This window comes from Gordonia sp. UCD-TK1, from assembly GCF_001691435.1.
GTDB classification, from domain to species: domain Bacteria; phylum Actinomycetota; class Actinomycetes; order Mycobacteriales; family Mycobacteriaceae; genus Gordonia; species Gordonia hongkongensis.
In genome coordinates, this window is record NZ_LZMP01000021.1 from 1 (window position 1) to 17344 (window position 17344).

At 66.9% G+C, this 17344-nt stretch carries 29 protein-coding genes, 4 tRNA genes and 1 pseudogene; 28 read left to right on the forward strand and 6 right to left on the reverse strand.

Going from position 1 to position 17344, the window contains the following annotated elements:
• Positions 1–127: 127 nt before the first annotated feature.
• The 4 genes from A9310_RS12775 to A9310_RS12790 form a co-directional block, all read right to left on the reverse strand.
• The gene (locus tag A9310_RS12775; protein WP_065630940.1) at positions 128–370 is read right to left on the reverse strand and encodes a hypothetical protein; all 243 of its coding nucleotides are present in this window, start codon (positions 368–370) and stop codon (positions 128–130) included.
• Between the two features lie 179 nt (positions 371–549).
• A tRNA-Phe gene (locus A9310_RS12780) sits at positions 550–626 on the reverse strand.
• A 33-nt stretch (positions 627–659) separates the two neighbouring features.
• Positions 660–736 (reverse strand) — tRNA-Asp (locus tag A9310_RS12785).
• A gap of 47 nt (positions 737–783) precedes the next feature.
• Positions 784–856: transfer RNA gene (locus tag A9310_RS12790), tRNA-Glu, on the reverse strand.
• Between the two features lie 182 nt (positions 857–1038).
• Here A9310_RS12790 and A9310_RS12795 point away from each other — a divergent pair.
• Positions 1039–1111, forward strand: a tRNA-OTHER gene (locus A9310_RS12795).
• A 57-nt stretch (positions 1112–1168) separates the two neighbouring features.
• Here A9310_RS12795 and A9310_RS26590 read toward each other — a convergent pair.
• A pseudogene (locus tag A9310_RS26590) lies at positions 1169–1387 on the reverse strand (helix-turn-helix domain-containing protein); the annotation flags it as partial.
• 99 nt (positions 1388–1486) lie between these two features.
• Between A9310_RS26590 and A9310_RS12800 the strand changes: the two are divergent.
• Positions 1487–1687 carry a helix-turn-helix domain-containing protein gene (locus tag A9310_RS12800; RefSeq protein ID WP_083207359.1) on the forward strand — a complete coding sequence of 67 codons (201 nt, stop codon included), beginning with the start codon at positions 1487–1489 and terminating at the stop codon, positions 1685–1687.
• Between the two features lie 74 nt (positions 1688–1761).
• Here A9310_RS12800 and A9310_RS12805 read toward each other — a convergent pair whose 3' ends face one another.
• Positions 1762–1956, reverse strand: coding sequence for a hypothetical protein (locus A9310_RS12805; RefSeq protein ID WP_139104609.1), 195 nt, complete (start codon positions 1954–1956; stop codon positions 1762–1764).
• 155 nt (positions 1957–2111) lie between these two features.
• On the opposite strand from A9310_RS12805, the gene A9310_RS12810 reads away from it, so the two are divergent.
• The 26 genes from A9310_RS12810 (at position 2112) to A9310_RS12930 (ending at position 17341) form a co-directional block, all read left to right on the forward strand.
• Positions 2112–2897, forward strand: coding sequence for a DUF6551 family protein (locus tag A9310_RS12810; RefSeq protein WP_065630942.1), 786 nt, complete (start codon positions 2112–2114; stop codon positions 2895–2897).
• Between the two features lie 23 nt (positions 2898–2920).
• Positions 2921–3103: a hypothetical protein gene (locus tag A9310_RS12815; protein ID WP_065630943.1), complete on the forward strand. Its 183-nt coding sequence runs from the start codon at positions 2921–2923 to the stop codon at positions 3101–3103.
• A 50-nt stretch (positions 3104–3153) separates the two neighbouring features.
• Positions 3154–3399 carry a hypothetical protein gene (locus A9310_RS12820; protein WP_065630944.1) on the forward strand — a complete coding sequence of 82 codons (246 nt, stop codon included), beginning with the start codon at positions 3154–3156 and terminating at the stop codon, positions 3397–3399.
• 11 nt (positions 3400–3410) lie between these two features.
• Positions 3411–3707, forward strand: a complete 297-nt coding sequence (locus A9310_RS12825; RefSeq protein WP_139104610.1) for a hypothetical protein — start codon at positions 3411–3413, stop codon at positions 3705–3707.
• Entirely contained in the window at positions 3700–4122 is a 423-nt protein-coding gene (locus A9310_RS12830) for a hypothetical protein (RefSeq protein ID WP_065630946.1), read from the forward strand. The genes A9310_RS12825 and A9310_RS12830 overlap by 8 nt, the downstream gene beginning before the upstream one ends.
• Before the next feature lie 336 nt (positions 4123–4458).
• A complete protein-coding gene (locus tag A9310_RS12840; RefSeq protein WP_065630948.1) occupies positions 4459–4698 on the forward strand; it encodes a hypothetical protein in 240 nt (79 codons plus the stop codon).
• A 28-nt stretch (positions 4699–4726) separates the two neighbouring features.
• Positions 4727–5083 carry a hypothetical protein gene (locus A9310_RS12845; protein WP_139104611.1) on the forward strand — a complete coding sequence of 119 codons (357 nt, stop codon included), beginning with the start codon at positions 4727–4729 and terminating at the stop codon, positions 5081–5083.
• 44 nt (positions 5084–5127) lie between these two features.
• On the forward strand, positions 5128–6624 hold the full coding sequence (locus tag A9310_RS12850) for a ParB/RepB/Spo0J family partition protein (protein ID WP_065630950.1): 1497 nt from the start codon (positions 5128–5130) through the stop codon (positions 6622–6624).
• A 138-nt stretch (positions 6625–6762) separates the two neighbouring features.
• Positions 6763–7413: a hypothetical protein gene (locus A9310_RS12855; RefSeq protein ID WP_065630951.1), complete on the forward strand. Its 651-nt coding sequence runs from the start codon at positions 6763–6765 to the stop codon at positions 7411–7413.
• The gene (locus tag A9310_RS12860; RefSeq protein ID WP_065630952.1) at positions 7410–8459 is read left to right on the forward strand and encodes a DNA translocase FtsK; all 1050 of its coding nucleotides are present in this window, start codon (positions 7410–7412) and stop codon (positions 8457–8459) included. Before A9310_RS12855 ends, A9310_RS12860 begins: the two co-directional genes overlap by 4 nt.
• Positions 8452–8775, forward strand: a complete 324-nt coding sequence (locus tag A9310_RS12865) for a hypothetical protein (protein ID WP_139104612.1) — start codon at positions 8452–8454, stop codon at positions 8773–8775. The genes A9310_RS12860 and A9310_RS12865 overlap by 8 nt, the downstream gene beginning before the upstream one ends.
• A complete protein-coding gene (locus A9310_RS12870) occupies positions 8772–9110 on the forward strand; it encodes a hypothetical protein (RefSeq protein WP_065630954.1) in 339 nt (112 codons plus the stop codon). The genes A9310_RS12865 and A9310_RS12870 overlap by 4 nt, the downstream gene beginning before the upstream one ends.
• 2 nt (positions 9111–9112) lie before the next feature.
• Positions 9113–9877, forward strand: coding sequence for a hypothetical protein (locus tag A9310_RS12875; RefSeq protein WP_065630955.1), 765 nt, complete (start codon positions 9113–9115; stop codon positions 9875–9877).
• The gene (locus A9310_RS25915; RefSeq protein ID WP_175401132.1) at positions 9874–10038 is read left to right on the forward strand and encodes a hypothetical protein; all 165 of its coding nucleotides are present in this window, start codon (positions 9874–9876) and stop codon (positions 10036–10038) included. Before A9310_RS12875 ends, A9310_RS25915 begins: the two co-directional genes overlap by 4 nt.
• The gene (locus A9310_RS12880; RefSeq protein ID WP_139104613.1) at positions 10035–10745 is read left to right on the forward strand and encodes a hypothetical protein; all 711 of its coding nucleotides are present in this window, start codon (positions 10035–10037) and stop codon (positions 10743–10745) included. The genes A9310_RS25915 and A9310_RS12880 overlap by 4 nt, the downstream gene beginning before the upstream one ends.
• Entirely contained in the window at positions 10742–11101 is a 360-nt protein-coding gene (locus A9310_RS12885; protein WP_139104614.1) for a hypothetical protein, read from the forward strand. Before A9310_RS12880 ends, A9310_RS12885 begins: the two co-directional genes overlap by 4 nt.
• Positions 11098–11832, forward strand: a complete 735-nt coding sequence (locus A9310_RS12890; protein ID WP_065630958.1) for a hypothetical protein — start codon at positions 11098–11100, stop codon at positions 11830–11832. Before A9310_RS12885 ends, A9310_RS12890 begins: the two co-directional genes overlap by 4 nt.
• Positions 11829–12008: a hypothetical protein gene (locus A9310_RS12895; RefSeq protein WP_065630959.1), complete on the forward strand. Its 180-nt coding sequence runs from the start codon at positions 11829–11831 to the stop codon at positions 12006–12008. The genes A9310_RS12890 and A9310_RS12895 overlap by 4 nt, the downstream gene beginning before the upstream one ends.
• The gene (locus tag A9310_RS12900; RefSeq protein ID WP_065630960.1) at positions 12008–12373 is read left to right on the forward strand and encodes a DUF4326 domain-containing protein; all 366 of its coding nucleotides are present in this window, start codon (positions 12008–12010) and stop codon (positions 12371–12373) included. The genes A9310_RS12895 and A9310_RS12900 overlap by 1 nt, the downstream gene beginning before the upstream one ends.
• A 398-nt stretch (positions 12374–12771) precedes the next feature.
• Complete coding sequence (locus A9310_RS26475) at positions 12772–13827, forward strand: HNH endonuclease (protein ID WP_083207366.1); 1056 nt, start codon at positions 12772–12774, stop codon at positions 13825–13827.
• Positions 13828–13881: 54 nt separating this feature from the next.
• Positions 13882–14043, forward strand: coding sequence for a hypothetical protein (locus A9310_RS25920; RefSeq protein ID WP_175401133.1), 162 nt, complete (start codon positions 13882–13884; stop codon positions 14041–14043).
• A 225-nt stretch (positions 14044–14268) separates the two neighbouring features.
• Positions 14269–15375, forward strand: a complete 1107-nt coding sequence (locus A9310_RS12910) for a hypothetical protein (RefSeq protein ID WP_065630962.1) — start codon at positions 14269–14271, stop codon at positions 15373–15375.
• Positions 15372–16043, forward strand: coding sequence for a hypothetical protein (locus A9310_RS12915; RefSeq protein ID WP_139104616.1), 672 nt, complete (start codon positions 15372–15374; stop codon positions 16041–16043). Before A9310_RS12910 ends, A9310_RS12915 begins: the two co-directional genes overlap by 4 nt.
• 107 nt (positions 16044–16150) lie before the next feature.
• Positions 16151–16399 carry a hypothetical protein gene (locus A9310_RS12920; RefSeq protein ID WP_065630964.1) on the forward strand — a complete coding sequence of 83 codons (249 nt, stop codon included), beginning with the start codon at positions 16151–16153 and terminating at the stop codon, positions 16397–16399.
• The gene (locus A9310_RS12925) at positions 16396–16734 is read left to right on the forward strand and encodes a hypothetical protein (RefSeq protein WP_065630965.1); all 339 of its coding nucleotides are present in this window, start codon (positions 16396–16398) and stop codon (positions 16732–16734) included. Before A9310_RS12920 ends, A9310_RS12925 begins: the two co-directional genes overlap by 4 nt.
• A gap of 244 nt (positions 16735–16978) precedes the next feature.
• A complete protein-coding gene (locus tag A9310_RS12930; RefSeq protein ID WP_083207361.1) occupies positions 16979–17341 on the forward strand; it encodes a hypothetical protein in 363 nt (120 codons plus the stop codon).
• The last annotated feature ends 3 nt before the right edge of the window (positions 17342–17344 follow it).

Here is a 17344-nt window from a genome sequence, read left to right on the forward strand (position 1 = left end):
CCCCCCGCTGGTTGAGCCGGCACCGAGCCGCTGGGCGAGCCGCCCACCCCCCCCCCCGCTGGTTGAGCCGGCACCGAGCGGAGCGAGGCGCCGAGTCGAAACCACCTGGCGACCTACATCGAGAACCTCACCCTTGCCCGATGAGGAACGCCGCCACCGCAAAGGCGATGAGCACCAACGAGATCGCGCACCCGAGCACCACTTGTTTGGCGGTCGACATGGGTGCGTACGGGTCTTTGTACTCGTACCGGTAGGTCGGTGGGCTGGAACTCTCGGCGTCGGCAGTATGCCGCGCCGAGCCGTGGCTGGGTTGTTCCGGGAATTGGGCATGTGAGGGTAGACGCGGCGTACCCCCCGGTATCGCGTTCACCGGACCATCATGCCCGCGTCACGGAGATTTCGCACCTCGCGTGCGTCGTACGATCGGGTGAATCCGTTGTGGCCGTTGCGATTCGGACCACAATCACGGCTCGAACCTTCGCGTCTCACACGTCCAGCGTTCGCTCGAACAAAGAATCCCCAGCAGTCTCAGACTGCTGGGGATCGTTGTGGTGGCCAGAGTCGGGATCGAACCGACGACCTTCCGCTTTTCAGGCGGACGCTCGTACCAACTGAGCTACCTGGCCGGAAGGTACCGGTTGACGATGAACCGAAACCTTTGGCGACCCTGACGGGACTCGAACCCGCGACCTCCGCCGTGACAGGGCGGCGCGCTAACCAACTGCGCCACAGGGCCTTGTTAAATTATCTGCGCGGTCCTCGTTGCCGAGTGCCGCGCAGGCGTACCCCCTACGGGATTCGAACCCGCGCTACCGCCTTGAAAGGGCGGCGTCCTAGGCCGCTAGACGAAGGGGGCCGGTCGTGTTCTCCGTTGGGAGCTCGCATAGCTTATGACAGGTCTCGCGCAAACCACAAATCGACTGGTCAGCCCCATAAACGAAGCATCGCGACCAGCTCGACGACACGCACACCGAGGGTCACGTTCGCACCGTTTGCACACGTTGTAAACTCATCGACGCCCCGGCTCGCCGGGGCCCTGCCCCTATAGCTCAGTTGGTAGAGCTACGGACTTKTAATCCGCAGGTCCCAGGTTCGAGCCCTGGTGGGGGCACTCATCACCGCCACCGTCCGGCCCGGACGGAAGATCGCCATCGATCAACCACCGGGCCGAGACGCCGCACATCACCGCGATCTCGTTCAGGATGAACTTCTTCGGTGCCGGCTTGGCGTCACGGCACCACCGCGATGCAGTCCCCCGACTGATCTCGAACCGCTCCATGAGGTCGGTCTGCTTCAGGCCCGCGTGGTCGAGAGCCATCTGAATGCGCCAGCCGAGTGTCACTTCAGGCACTACGGCGAAATCCATCTGCTCGGTCATGCGCACCATTATTGACCGACGTCCGTCATGCGTCAACTGCTGTAATTCAGTCAGTTCCTTGACGCGTGTCGGTTGACAGACGTTGTGCAATGCACAACACTTCTGCACATGTCCGGAGCTGATCTACTCACAAGCACACAGGCGGGCCTGCTGATCGGCAAGTCGTCCCGCACCGTCATCCGGCTCATCGAAGCGGGCGAGATCCCCGTCCTCGGAAAGCTCGATGGCCCCAACGGGCCGTACGTGATTCAGCGCACTGCGGTCGAGGACTACGTGAGTCGGACGGCCGCGACGAAGGCTTCGGCATGAACATCGCGGCGGCGCATGCGGATAACGTGCCCCGGAACGCGATGGGCGTCCCGGTTCCCACGACGAACGCGGGCTTATGGCCCGACCTCGAGTTCGGCGATCCGGGTCTCCAGCGCAGCGATGGCTGCGACGAAGTACGCGTCTGCGGCCCCGACGTAGAGGTCGAGCGTTCCGAAGTCGTCGTCGGATCTGAGCGTGCGCAGTTGGTCGACGAGCCCTTGGGTGGTCGGGAGTTCGTCGGAAACGTTGGGCAGCTGCGGAAGTTCCACCACATTCTCCTTGCGTTGCACGGGCTCGTAACCCGTTATGTGACCGGACCGCTCCTTGCGGCGGTTCGGTGGTTGCAGCGTAAGGGCCGCGCTCGACAGCCCGCCGTCCCCCTCGGCGGGTTGTCGGGTCGACGGATCGATGGCGGTGAGCAGCGATGACTACGCCCTCGACATATGTGACTGCTCTCCGGGTTGACGATCTGTTCGCGGATCCGGCCTATCAGCGCGAGCTCGACGTGAACCGGGCCAAGTCGATGGCGCACACGTGGGACCCGCGCCTGGTCGGAGTCATCGACGTCTCTGATCGCGGCGAACACACTCCGCCGAACTCGCCTCGCTACGCGATCATCAACGGCCAGCACCGCTGGAAAGCGGCGCAGACGGTCGAGCCCGAGATGGTGTTGGTCTGCAACGTCCACACTGGGCTGTCGGTCGCTGAAGAGGCGCAACTGTTCTGGGACATCGACCGTAAGACGAAGAGTCTGCAGGTGTGGGACCGCTGGTACGCACGCCGCGCTGCTGGCGAACAGCGCGTACTGGACATCGACCGGATGGCGCAGTCACACGGCCTGGAAGTCACCCACATGCCCGGGCCGAACTCGATCCAGTGCTTCGCGGCCCTCGAGTACGTCTACACCAACATCGACCCTGAGGCGCTGCGCTACGTCCTCGAGTTCATCGGGGACGTGTGGCCCGGTGACACCGCCGCACGGGCGGCGCTCGTGATCAAGGGCCTCGCGCACCTTCTCTGGGAGTGCGGCGACGACCTCGACACCGGACGGCTCGCTGACGCGCTGACTGCGATCACCCCGAAGCAGCTCGTCGCCCGCGCGAAGGAATCCGCGTCGACATCCGGTGGTGCGCTGTGGAAGTGCATCGCGCGGGTCGCGGTCGCCGCCTACAACCGCGCGCCAGGCCCACGACTCTCGCTACCTGCCTGACCTCTCCCCCATCCGATTCACTCATGAAGGGCGCCAGCCTCATGTTCGAAGAACTCGTCAACACCTTCACCGAGAACCTCGCAGCCTGCTGGATGGCCGCCGCCGGAATGTTCGTCGGTGTCCTGCTCCTCATCGATCGCCGGACTCAGCGCCGCTGGGAACCGCTCACCATCAAGCACGGCGAGATCGTGGAGTCCGACCAGTGAGCGTCATCCACACAGCTCCGCACCCATCCGCCGGAACGAAGGTGCCCGCAGTGCTGCGACACGTCAACGGACCGAGCCCGGTCACGGTGACGGTCGAAGACTACTGGGATCGCAAGGCGCAGACGTCGTGGAAGACGGCCACCGACAACCGGATCGCACTCACCTACGCTCTGCGCGCAGGCCTCTCGGATCTACCGCTCGACGACGAGGTGCTGTTGTGCGTCGTCGGCCGCAGTAATCAGTTGGTCCACGTCAGTGAGCTGGTGCCCACCCCCGACCGTGCGGCGGCGACATGATGCCGGCGGAAGTGGCTGACGCACTGGCGCAGACGCATCCGACGTTGTCCGGCGCGGCATTGGACGAGCTTGCGTACGGCATCAATCGGGAGTGCGCGGCACAGGTGCTCTACGAGTTCACCCGTGGCCGTGAGGGTCACCGCGCCGGCGGGTTCCGCGTCGCGTTGTTCGTCGCGATGAGCAAGGCCGACCCGGAGAACATGGCCCGGTTGACGACCGCGTTCCCGGATGAGGCGTTGGCGTTCTCGGTCGCCCAGTTTGTTCCTGACGGGCTCGCGACGATCCGGAAGGCGGCGCGCCGTGGGTAGCCGGCATCTGCGGCTGGTGCCGCCCCTGGAGGCCGTCGTCGATGTCGCGGTGGCCGCAGAGTTCGCTCACGCTGCCCGCATCAATGAGACGGTCAACCGCATTCGGGTGCAGCACAACGTGTCTGTGGTGTTGACCGTGACCGACGTCGACGGTGTGGAGGTCGACGGCGACCCGGAGTCCGCGAAGCTCGACGAGTTCGTGATGCGCGCCGAGGCGTACATGATCGATCCCGCCCGCCCGCGTTTCCAGCTGCCGGCCCCGATGCACCGCGGCCGTCTGCGGTCGGTGGGGATCTCCTCGGCGGTATCGCGCGCGGACTTCCTGTCCACTGACGCGGTGATCCGCCGCGGCGCCGAGCTCTCCGCGCTCTACGACCTGCACAACCAACTCGCAGTCTGGCCGGCCAATGGCTAGCCGGGGTCCGCGCCGATGCTCCAAATGCAACGCGCCGGTGGCGTGGTGGCGAAATGAGGCTCAGCGCGAAGAGACGTGGATGCTCGTCGATCTGTCGTCGGACCCGTCGGGCACGGTGCGACGCACCACGCGCCCCGACCCGAACGACCGGTCACGCCAGATCGCTTGGGGTCGGCGCCTGTCCGGACTCGACCTGGCCGAGGCAGTCGGCGCCGGAGAGATGCTGTTCACCCTCCACGCCACAACGTGCACGGCCCGCCGCCCTCGCAACCCGAAACCTGCCGGGGTGGAGATCGTCCGCCCCTCCTCAACCGCACACAGGAAGTGAGACCCGTAATGCCCGACACCGCAACGCAAACACACCTCAGCGAGCAGCAGCTCGCCCGCGTCGAGGCGCTCAAGGCGGCTCGCGATGTTCTCGCGTCCAAGTCGTTCGTCTCGAGCGGCGCGGTCGACCCGGCCCCGCTCATCGACATCGCCGACTACGTCGTGACCGGAGTCGATCGACGGTTCGAGTGCGACGCCGAAGACCGTGCCGAGGCCGTACTGGGCCACTCGGTCACATCGGACAACTGACCCCACCACTGACTGCAGAGGATCAATGATGAGGAACACTCCCGGCGCCCGGGTCCTGCGGCGCTTCGACGCTGCCCACCCGGAACTACAAGAACCCACCGGCGAACCGGCGAGCCGGTTCGCCCACCGCGACGATCACCGAGACCTCACCAGCTATGAGGCGGCGATCCTCCACGGGATGGACAAGCCCGCATACCTTCCCGGCCGCGGCTACGTCGTGGTGCAGGGCGTCTATCAGGGGTACGCCGACGACCAGGTGATCATCCACGCCGACGGCTCCACCGAGTTTGTCCCGGACCCGCGGATCGCCCGCACCGTCCGCCGGCGGGCGAAGAACCGAGTCGCACGAAAGTCGCGGCGCATCAACCGGCTCGCACGAGCCTGACCGCCGTCCACCTCCCTCGCCCGCACACGATTGGAGATCTCCCAATGCCGACCGCCACCGAACCCACGACCGAGCTGGCCCACCTGAAGCCGTCCCAGCTCGTGGCGCACCCGAAGAACATCCGCCGCGACATCAGCGACATCACCAGCCTCACCGACTCGATCGCCGCGCAGGGCATCCAACAGCCGCTCGTCGTCGCACCGAACGGCAAGCCCGACAAATACATCCTGATCGCCGGCCACCGGCGTCTCGCGGCCGCGAGAAAACTGCGGCTCAAGACGGTGCCGTGCATCGTCGACACCGCGAACACCAACGAGGCCGACCAGATCGCCGCGATGCTCGCCGAGAACATCGAGCGCCAGGACCTCACCGCCGTCGAGGAGGCCGACGGCGTGGCCCTGCTCCTCGACCTCGGCCTGAATCAGAAGCAGATCGCGTCCCGCACCGGCATGACCTCGCCGCGGGTCCGCAGCCGAGTCAAGGTGGCCAAGCTCTCCGACGACGTGAAGGCCCGACTCACCGAACACGAGGTCACCCTCGCCGATGCCGTGTTCATCGCCGACCACGCCGACCACGCCGGAGATCTCGCCGAACTCGAGAACGCGCTCGGCACGAACAACTGGGCGGTCGCCAAGCAGCAGCAGCTCGACCGCGACGCCGAGCGGAAACGGGTCGCCGCGATCCGCAAGGCAGCCGAAGCCGCGGGCATAGAGGTCGTCACCGGCTGGGAGGCGCGACGCGACCTCACCTCGTCAGCGGCCGAGAAACTGGGAACGACCGCACCGGAGATGGTGCGCGAGAGCTTCGAGTGGCCGGTCGAGCAGAGCGTCCTCGAGGACGCTCAGAGTGCGGACACGGTTGCCTACCTCCACGTCGCCGAGTCGAGGTCGCTGTGGGTTGGCACCAAGATGGTGAGCGAGGAACTCGTCATCCTCTCGGCACCCGACCCGACACCGACAGCGGCCGACAACACCACCGAGACTGCTACGGACGCAGCGCCGAGTGTCGGTGGCGGTGCCACCACCGCGGACGAGCCCGCGCACCGCGAGCCGACCGACGAAGAACGCGCCGACGAGGAACGACGCGACGCGCTGAGGGCAGCGGCGACAGTACGCACCGAGTGGGTCCGCAACCTGATCGCCACCGGCGACGACGACGCCGCGACCAAGGCCACCGCACTCGCCGCAGAGCATTCCCTCTGGGGGTTCAACGAGTGGGACTTCCCCGACGCGTGGCCGTTCATCGACGGTGGAGTGGTCGCCGAGGGTGAGCTGGAATCCACGGCCCGGGCGTGGTTCTCGACCTCGCGCAAGCCGGCCAGCGTCCTCCTCGCGATCCTGTGGACGTCGGTGTTCCATACGCCTGCACGCGCTCTAGTCGATGGCTGGCTGACCCACCTTGACCTCGACGATCTGAAGTTCCTCGTCGCGTACGGCGAGATGCTCGCCGACCTCGGATACGTGCTGTCCGACGTCGAGACGGCCGTGATCGACCAGGCCCGCGCGGAGATCGCCGCCGAAGAGGCCAGCGATGAGGACTGACCGTGCATCCCGACGACTGGTGGCACTCGCTGTCGGAGAAGCGCCGAGAGCAGATCTACCGGTGGGTCAACGAACGTGGGTCGGCCGAGCATCCAGTGACACCGGGGCAACGAGAACTCTTCGCGGCGGGGGAATCTCATGAGTGACTCACACGATCCGGAGGCATGGGCTGCGCGCCCGCGGTCGCTAGACCGGTACGTCGTCAAGGAGTGCCGGGACCGCGGGGACAGTTACGAGTTCTCGACTGTCGAGCACACGGGGTTCGTCCGGTTGAAGGCCGACATCGGCGAACCGTTCGCACCAGGTGACGTGTTCGAGCTCGAAACGGTGAACTTCTCTCTGATCACCGGCCTCCGCGATGCATCGGGTCGGTGGCGGTTCCGCATGACCAACGAGCAGCTCGCGGAGCAGTCCCGCCAGCAGTCGCAGGACTTCCACAATCGCAAGGTTGTCGAGCTGGAGAAGCACAAGGCCGAGTGGTGGGCGATAGAGGAAGCACTCCCCGACTGGCTTCGCGCGCGCATCAACAGGTTCCGTGATGCGGCCGGTGAGCAGTTCCTACTCGACGGGTGGGGATACGAACTGGCGATCTGTCAGCTCGCCGAAGCGTATGCCAGCGGCGATCAGGCCCGGGTAGACGTCCTCGACGAACAGCTCGGAGCATCAGGCAACCAGCACGACTGCGCACGGCTGCTCGCAGAGCTCCACCGCCGCGGCCACTCTCCGCAAGAGATCGCTCAGGTGCCGGCGGGACTCGCCCCCATCACCGGATCGGCGGACTACTCGTGACCACGTTGATGTCGTTCACGGTGGGGACGCAGGACTTTCGTCAGGCGTTGCGGTCGGTGTCTCCGTATGCGTGTCGCGATGACGAGCTGCCGATGATCAACCGGGTGCGTTGCTATGTGGACACCGAGAACGTGACGGTCGCCGCGACGGATCGGTTCACCGCGGCGATGGGTTTGGTGTCGGTGTGGGATGCCGACTCGGCGACCGTCGGGTCGATCGACCTCACGTTGACCGATGTAGCGATGATCCTGTCGGTGTTTACCGTCGGCAAGGAGAACCGGGACGACGCACCTGAGTGGCAGCTCCGGATCGAGCTGCGCGCGAAGCGGACTCTGACGCCGGGCTCCGACTCGAATCTGGAGTCGATGGTGATCCGCGTGACGGACGTGTCCGGCATGGTGCCCGGCGAAGTGCTCGAGTTCCCGGCCATGCCAGCGCATTCGGCCTTCCCCGACATCCCGCAGCTGTTCGCGAACCAGCTTGCCCGGCCCGCCGGCCTCCTCGACACGTTCTCGGTGGACGGAGATCTCCTCGCCCGGTTGAAGGTCGCAGCGAAGGTGTACGGGAACAAGCCGCTGGTGCTGTCGACACCGGGCGCTGAGCGGTCGCCGATCCTCGCGCGCTGCGGCGATTCGTTCCTCGGTCTGGTGATGCCGACTCGCTTCGATGAGGACGATCGCCTGCGGCACAAGGGCTGGCTCGACGCGTGGGTCCGCCGGCTCCCGGTGCCTGACGTCCAGAAGGTCGTCGATCTCGACGACGTGAGTCGCATGACCTCCCACGAGAGCGCAACGCGCTTCCTGCGCGACGCCGCGCAGATCGTCATCTCCACTCAGTTCGGGTCCGCATCGATGTTGCAGCGCCGCCTCAGCATCGGCTACGGCCTGGCCGATCGGCTCCTGGACCAGCTCGCCAAGCGCGGGATCGTCAGCCACGCCGACGAAGAGAACAAGAGCCAGGCCCGCGCAGTCCTGGTCAAGGCGAGCGACCTGCAGAAGGTGCTCGACACCCTCCCCGCTGAGGAAGAGGACAACCCTGATGAGTGAGTTCCCGAAAGTCCCTACTGGGCAGCCGACGTGGGTGCGTGTCCGCCATGGCGGTGGGTGCGCGTTGCCGCGGCGCCGCGAGAAAGACGGGTCGCGGCCGGTGGTGGCCACGACGGTCAAGACGCGGCTGGTGTTCGTGCGCCGCGATGTCGATGGCTGCGAGGTGTGGCGGTTGCCGGCCGCGGCGTGGTCGCCGGGCGACGTCGTGGAGATCGGCCCGCTGCCGACCGGTGTGCGCGTCGAGTACGACCTCGGCCGACTGTTCGTGTCCCCGTTCCCGGCGATGGTGCCCGAGGCTGCGGAGGTCCCGGCATGACGAACCAGATCATCAAGACCTACGACGCGTCCACTGGGCAGACCCTCGTCCGGATCGAGGACCTGATGGTCGCGCAGACCGCGGCGACCGCGCTGGCCAGCCAGGTCCGGGAACTCAAGCTCGAGCTGGCCGAGACCGAACGCGAGCGCGCCCGCATCGTCGACCTGGAACGCACAACCGCCCACCAGCTCGAGCGGGTGACCGCGCAGCGTGACCAGCTCCGCTCCTTCATCCAGTCCGTCGTCAGCGTCGTGGGGTCCACGGGGCGGCAGTTTGCGGACACCATCACCGCCTCAGCGCGTTCGCTGGGCATCAACACCGAGGGGCTGTGGTGACGATGCGAGCACAGACCATCACCCCGCGCGAGATGACCACCGGGCAGCGTCAGATCCGGGTCGGCCAGCTCGCCACCACGCACAAACCTGAGGCGATCGCCGAACAGCTCGGCGTCCCTGTCGAACTCGTGCGAAAAGACCTGACCGAGATGGAGTTCGAGGGATACGAGCCGGTCCGGGGTCGCCCGCCTACCGGCCCCGACGGCTGCGGCACTGACTCAGGATGGTGGGCCCACAAGTACCGCAAACAGGAGCCGTGCGAGCCATGCGCGCACGCCCACCGACAGAACCGGCAGGCCTACGCGATCCGCACCGGACGCAGGAAGCGCCTCACGGTCAGTGTGATCGCCCTCGCCGCCCTGTATCTCGACGCCCCCGGCGACCAGCAGCAACGCCTGATCGGCGACCTCGGCGCCGAGGTGTGCGACGTGCTCGCCGACTACCACGCGGAGATCACGAAGGCGACCAGGCCCCGCCGCCGGCCGGGCACCGCCGAGTGCGGCACCGAACCCGGCTACCAGGCCCACAAGCACCGCAAGGAGAAGCCGTGCGCGGACTGCTCGCGCGCCCATAGCCGCGACCAGCAGGCCCGGTCGATCCGGAAGTACGGCAAGGACCGCAGTGGGCGCATCACCGTCGACGTCGACGCGTTGGCCGACCTGTACGTCCACGCCCCCGACGAGCCGCAGCAACGCCTGGCCGAGGAACTGGGTGCCGAGGTGTGCGAGGCGCTCGCCAGCCGTCACGCGAATGGAGCCACCCGATGACCACCACCCCACGATTCAAGATCGAGTACCTACCGGCGGTCGACTGGAGCACTCGCAGCCATCCGAGCGCACGGCAGTGGGGCGTCAAGCGCCACCGACGCGGCTGCTGGGTGAAGCTCGGCCGCCGCGGCTTCTCCGTCTGGTGGAGGGACGTCCGATGAACCACGCCAACATGACGCGCGTCGCGTCCCGCTGGATGCGCCACCGCGGCTGGACCATGGTCGAGCACGACGACACCCTGCGGTCCCGGATCGCGCGCGCCGTCGGCGACTGGAATCGCTGGTACTCGTGGGGGCGCCCGGTCATGTGGCTCGTCGGCCGCAACTTCTGCGGGAACGCCGACCCGCCCCGCGGACGCGACCTGTGGTGGATCCCCACCCAGTACGTCGAAGGCATCGCCACCTCACTCGTCGCCGACTTCGACCAGCGGTTCGGCTGCTACATCACGACCCGGTATGCCGATGTCCGCGCCACGGGCGGCGACATCCCCTGGCGGCTCTACGACCTCCAAGACGACGGCCGCACAACCAAGGTCGGCCTGTATCCCAACCACCCCGACCACGGCGGCAACTTGCAACCCCTCCCGTGGCAGGACATCAACGCAGGCCTGTTCGTGTGGTGGTTCCTCTGGCAACACAAAGCCCGCGCCCAGTGGTTCGGGCTGCGCCGCTGGATCTACTACAAGGCACTGCACGCAGCCGTCCACGGCAAGGTCCCCTTCACCTGCCAACAAACCCCACCACCACGGTCAGGCGGCTATTCCCACTGGCACTGCGAGTTGAAGCGAAAGCACAGGGGCGACCACAGATTCCGCAGTTATACGTGGGCGACGAGTCGCGTCAGCTACCAACCGACCGGAGACATGTGATGACCCAGCAGCAAGTTCGCGTCACTCCGCACGTTCGCCCGAAGCAGGCGATCCAGTGGGATGGCCGCTACCACAGCGGCGAGGAGATCGCCCGACTGCTCAACGGCCGCGTAATCGTGTGGCCAGTGCCGAAGGGCTACGAGCACCACCTGCGCGACGAGCACGAAACGGACCGCAGCCGTGGGGATGTGCTCGACCACGCGGATGCGTTCCTCGTCGTCCACCGCAGCGCCACGGACCCCAGCCCACAGCGGGTGCCGGCACGATGGTGGTTCGTCTGGGATGACGACGACGTCGAAATCCTGAACCCGGCCGAGTTCGACCGCGCGTACGCCGTCGCAGAGGACGTCTCGTGATCGCGGCCTCGCGCATGATCACGGGTGCAGTCGCGTTCGTCGACACCGAGACCACCGGCCTCGGCCGCGACGCCGAGGTCTGGGAGTTCGCCGCGATCATCCGCAGGCCCGACGGGTCGGAATCAACAGTGCACCTGCACATCGACCACGACTTCGCCGCGGCCGCCACACTCCGCGAGGACTTCCGAGCCGACCACGACCACCGGTTCGGGGCCGCCAGCGACATGCACGTGTACACCCGCGCCGGCGCAGCGAGCATCATCCACGCCGCGCTCACCGGAACCCACATTGTCGGCGTCAACCCCACATTCGACGCAGGGATGCTCGACCGACTCCTCGCGATAGCCGACCTGGAACCGTCGTGGCACTACCACCTGCTCGACCTCCCCGCGGTCACCCTCGGCGTGCTCCTGGCCGCCGGCGAGCACATCGCGCTCCCCTGGCGCTCAGACGACCTCTCCGCGCGCGTCGGCGTGCCCACCACCGACGAGGACGGAAAGCCGCTGTACGCCCGCCACACAGCCATGGGCGACGTGATGTGGACGCGCGACTGGTTCGACGCGCTGTCACCGCCACGACCTTCTGACGGCACGACTACGACGTACAGGTGCCGCGACTGTGGTGGTCAGTGGACGTGGCGAAACACCCCCGACGGCGCGCGCGGCCTCGCTGAGACCCAGGCGCTCCACGGCGGCCAGCTGCAGCCGATCGAGCCGGAGCGCGAGCAATGAGCCGAATCGGTCCGGGATCGACCGTCACCACAGAGACCTCGGCCGGTGCGCCGCGCCGGTGGAAGGTCAAGGACGACGGGGCATTCAAGGAGATCCGTCGACCGGCCGGCTTCACGAAGTCGTGCGACTGCGAGTCGTGCAACAGCAACCCGCGCGCCCACGGCGGTGAGAGCTGATGTCGCAACGCATCCGGCGCCACCGCATGAAGGGCTGGCGGATGCCCGAGGGTGCGGTCTACGTCGGTCGGCCATCCCGGTTTGGCAACCCGTTCGTCGTCGGCGAGGTCTACGACCGTCTGCACTACCGCAGCAAGACCATGTCGGGCGCCAAGGATCTGCGCGTCCGAGACCGGGCGCACGCCGTTGATCTGTATCGCCGGTGGCTCAACGGGACAGTGCATCATCTCAACACGTTTGATCCGCCGACAGAGCGGGAGATCTGTCAGCAGCTCCACGGCCGGGACCTCGCTTGCTGGTGCCCGCTCGATCAGCCGTGCCACGCCGACGTACTTCTCGAACTGGCGAACGGTGGCGATGGGTGATGGCTCGCGCTCCCCCCTCCCCTGGCGTCATGTCGTGTGGTGCTTCGTTTCCAGTGTGAAAGTGAGTGTGTCCGTTGCCGTTCTTCCAGGTTGATGATCAGTTGCCGCAGTCGCGTAAGACGCGTCAGCTGGTCGAGCCGGTGATGGATGGCACCGTTGAGGGTCTCGCGGCGCTCGGTTTGTGGATGCTGTCGGGTGCTCAATCCCAGGTGTTGGGTGCGGGTACCGATGGTTTGGTGTCCCGGGCCGATCTGGTGCGCGTGATCCTCAACCCAACGGTGGCCGAGCAGCTCGCGCAGCGGCTCGTCGATGTCGGGTTCTGGCACGCGTCCGGGCATGACTGCCCGCGGTGTCCCGCGGTTCCGCAGGGGCATTGGCTGTTTCACGACTGGTTCGATATGCGCTACACCCCGGCGGCGCAGGCCTCGATAAACAAGGCCAAGCGCCAGGAACTGAAGGACCCCAAACTCATCGCCCAGGTGTGGGCGCGTGACTGCATCGACCCTGCCGACCCCGCTGTGGGTGGGTGCCGCTACTGCGGGGCGACGCTGAAGTTGAAAGACACACGCTCACAGAAACGTCCACACCTCGACCATGTGGACCCGCGGAAAGTCGCGGGCATCCGCAACGTCGTGCTGGCGTGCCATGAGTGCAATCAGAGGAAGGGCAACCGGACACCGCAGGAGGCCGGCATGACGCTGCTGCCACCGCCCCGTCCGTCGTTGTCCGATGCGAGTGAGGACACCCCTGGTAGTGGTGGCCCGGTCGCGGAGACAGGTGACGCCGCTGGGCCGTCCGGATCGGGTCGCTCCCGTCCGGCCGATCCCGCCGCACCGCCCGCGACGTCCGGAGCAGCCACACCCGTGGAGCCTCACTCGCCGGTCCGATCAGGTCGCCGCGAAGGTCGACCGTCGGAGGCTGGTGACGCCGCTGGGCCGACCATGCCGGGTACATCCCGGCCGGTCGATCCCGCCGCACCCGCCCCAGACGGTCGACCGCCCGGCGACCACCCGCCGGACCACTCTGAAACCACCCTGGTACCAGCCGGAAACCAGGCCGTTCGAGCTGTCCCGCGCGGGCGCGGGCCAGGTCAGGGTCAGGGTCAGGGTCAGGGTGTGGGTTGGGGTCTGGGGAAGGGTGAGAGCTCTGGGTTGCCGCAACCCACCACCCAACCGTCACCCGGTCCTCGAAAGCCCCGTCGCCGGAAACGTCCCCGATCCCGTTCCCGTGCCCAACCCGCTTCTGAGGATCTCTCCCCCACCCCGGGGTCTCTGGATGCTGGTCTGCCACCCCCGGGCGTGCAGGCCCCGGCCAACGGGTTCGGTTCCCCCTGGCACGGCTGGCGCGGCCCGCCGTCGCCGGTCACCTCAACCGATTGCCCGACCCATCACCTACCCGAGCCGTGCTGGAAGTGCGGCGACGAAATTCAGGAGAACGCCGATGGACCCGCATGATCATGATCACGAGTACGACGACCTCGACCACGCCGACTGGGCGGGACGCTGACGATGGGCTGCCGGTGGGAGGTGCTCGCCTGGGCGGACCTCGGCGACGAAGATCCCCGCGACTTCGTTCAGTACCAGGGCGATTCGTTCATCGCGGCCGTGCGCGCGGCCCTCGCAGCTTGGCGCGGCGGCATCGGCTGCATCACCGTGAGGTGGCGGCGCTGATGGCCGCGGCCGAAGACTCTGAGAGCCATCACCGCGTGACCGGCGTTCTGCCGCGCGCTGGTGCCACCGGCGTCCCGACGTCGTCGTGTCGGCACTGCGGCCATCCGATCGCTCGGATGGGCACGCCGTGGGGTCCGAAATGGTTTCACCTACCCACACATTCGCGGTCGTCGCAGTACGAGCGGTACTGCCGGCTCCGCACCGCTGAGCCCGAGGAGGCCACCGTTGAACCGCACTGATGACCTGATCGGCGACATCGACGCACTGATCGACGACCAACTGGCCCAGGGAGAGGCCGTCGCAGAGGCCCGCGCGGACGACGCGGATCGCCCGTGCGGGCATTGCGGATCGGACTGGCACGGATTGCCGATCACTGAGCGTCTCGAGGAGATGCGCCTCGAGTACGGCAACCGTGTCGCAGAAGCGAGGCGGCGCGGCGAGGAACCCGAGTACGCCGACAGCGCGATCATCGACGGATACCGTTACGCCGACGACGATTCCGAGGTCCTCTGCCCGGGCTCAGAGTTCATCGGCGCGCTCACCACAGCGCAGGTGGGCTTCGCCGAGAACGGACGGTCGTGCACCTGCCGGTTCTGCACCCTCGCGGCAGCCCGGCGCACCTCGTTCGCGGCGATGGTGGGCGGCCAAGTGTCGACCTGGATGATGCCGCCGCGCCCGATCCGCGGCCGCGCTCGGTGGCTGCGCGCCAATCTCACGCACCTGCGGGATGCCGAGATGGTGGACATCGACATCGAGTACACGACTATGTCGGTGTTCGGGCTGAGCACGCAGGTCCGTGGTCCCTCACGCAATGCAGTGCTGACCATCGTGGTCAACCACGTGCGGGCGTCGCTGAATTTGGTTCCTGACGCCTCCCGCGACTTTGCGGTGCGTGACGTTGCGTACGACGAGGACAACCCTGATGCGTCGTACCTGCGGGCGTTGGCGATTCACACACGCGAGGACCCGCCTGATCTGGGCGGCCAGCTCGAGTGGGTGGAGGTCGACGGCCCGCACGGAGATCCGATCGTGTGGTCGTCGTCGACCGAGGTCCAACCGTATGGGTGGGACTGGGCCTTGCTCATCGCCGCCGGGCTGCGCAGGCCACAGTTCGATTGGGGAGGCGTTATTTGGGGTGCTCCGTGGGTGGTGTGGCGCGACGGTGCGATTGCCGAGGGTGATCGTGTGGGCGTGGAGATCGATGGTCGGGTGTTCGTGGACGAGGTGACGAACGCCGATCCACGCAGCTTCACGATCGGCGGCACCCCGGCGACACCGCGTCGTTCTGGGCGACTGCTTTCGGCGTTGCGGCGGTTGAGGTTCGTTCCGTGACGGCGACGGCGCGGGCGCTGCCACCGCCGGAACGGAAGGTGACGCCAGATCGGTTGCGACGCCTGCTGTATTGGCTCACGCAGGACTGGATTCACCTGTCGCGTGCGTTGCCCACCCCGTCGTCGCGGGGCGGGCGCTCGTCGAATGTGAAGGAGTACGGCCACCCTGCAGAGTGGGCGTCGGATCAGTGTCGGCATATCGCGGATCTGTTCTGGGAGTGGCACAACCTCGTGGCCACCGACCGGGGCGAGTCACTGCCGACACCGATGTGTTCACCGGATGGCCGGCGGATGCGCACTGAGCGCCAGGTAATCGTGGCCGCGTGGAAGTACCTCGAGCCCAGGCTTGAGTGGATGCTCGAGCGCCGGGTCCCGGTGTCGTCGATGTCGATGCCGGCGCCATGGCTGTGGGAGTGGGAGCTGGAGGACGACGCGTTCAGCGAGTTGTTCGACGTGCACAACGCGATTCGGCGTCGGACTGGTCACGCGACGATCCGTCATCTGCTGCCGCTGCCGTGCCCACTGTGCCAGATGTTGACGTTGGTCCGTCGTCGCGGGATGGATGGCCTGGACTTCATCGTCTGCGACGAGTGCGGGTACTACGTGGCCGATGAGCACTACGACTTCCTGGTGACGTTGATGCTCGACACGCAGATGAAGGGCCAGTAGCCGATGGATGGTGCTACGTGTAGCATGAACGCGTTGGCATTGCTATGCCCGGAACCCCCGCACCGCTTCGGTGTCGGGGGTTTCGTCGTTCGGGTGGAGGCTATCGAATGACCCAGACAGCGGCCGTCCTCGCACCTGAGGGCACCGACTCCCTGATCACCGCCGACGAGGCAGCAACCCTGTGCGGGGTGTCGGCCAAGACGGTCCGGTCCTGGGCCAACCGCGGGTACTGCACCCGCGACCGCGCTCGCCACAAGCTGGAAGTAGTGGGACGAGATGAGCAGGGCCGCAACCTCTATCGCGCGATTGACGTAGCCAAGGCCGAGTACGCAACCAGCCGTCGGTCACGTCGATGACCACCAAGACCACCACCGAGAAGGGTCTCGGGTGGGACCACCAGCAGCAGACAGACGCACTCAAGACCGAGCACGTCGACGGCACGCCGTGCTGGTGGTGTGGCCTGCCGATGTTCCTCGATCCGCTACTCAACTGGGACCGACGGGCTCTCTCCGGCGACCACAGCGTCCCCCGGGCGGCCGGCGGCATGGTCACCGACCGGCTCCTGCACGGTAAGTGCAACTCCATGCGCGGTGACGGCTCACGCGATGACCAGAGACCGAACGTGACGGGAGTTGGAGTGCCCGAACAGCTTTCGGACTTCGACTTGCGCCGCATGGACTGGCCCATCTGACCCTGCCGGACCCCCCACCCCGCCGGGGGCGGGGTCTACCCCCCACCCCCTGGATTATTCGGGGGTGGGGGTGCCCCTGACGCCCCGCGGTAGTCAGGATTTTTTTGACGGCCGGCACTTTTCGGTCCGGACGGGAGGCGAGGCGTCAACGGGGTCCCATTGCCCTCAAAGCGCGGCCAAGTAAGGGGTCTGAACTGCCCTGGCGCCGTTGCTGCGTCTCGACCCTCCGCGTCGCATCCGGGAGGTGACGAATCTCGTGGACTTCACTGGGATGGAACCGAACTCGGAAGAGTTGTTCGACTCGTTGTACAGCGAAGGCGACGCAGAATCGGTGCGAACCCTCGCCGTCGAGGCGGTTCGGACGTGGAATCGGCTGTGCAAGCTCAATCAGCTGATCTCGGGCGACGTCGACACGTGGATGACGCTGGTGACCAACGATTCCGGCGAGGTTCGCGTGTCGATCGACGCGGCGTTGAGCGCCGCGCGCACGCAGGCGTCGTCGTATCGGATGTTGCTCGAGCAGATCTGGCGTCAGAAGGACGGCGCGGGCGCTGGTAGCGGCGGAACTGGCGACGATGTCGACGGCGTGACCGACGAGGACGGCTAACCG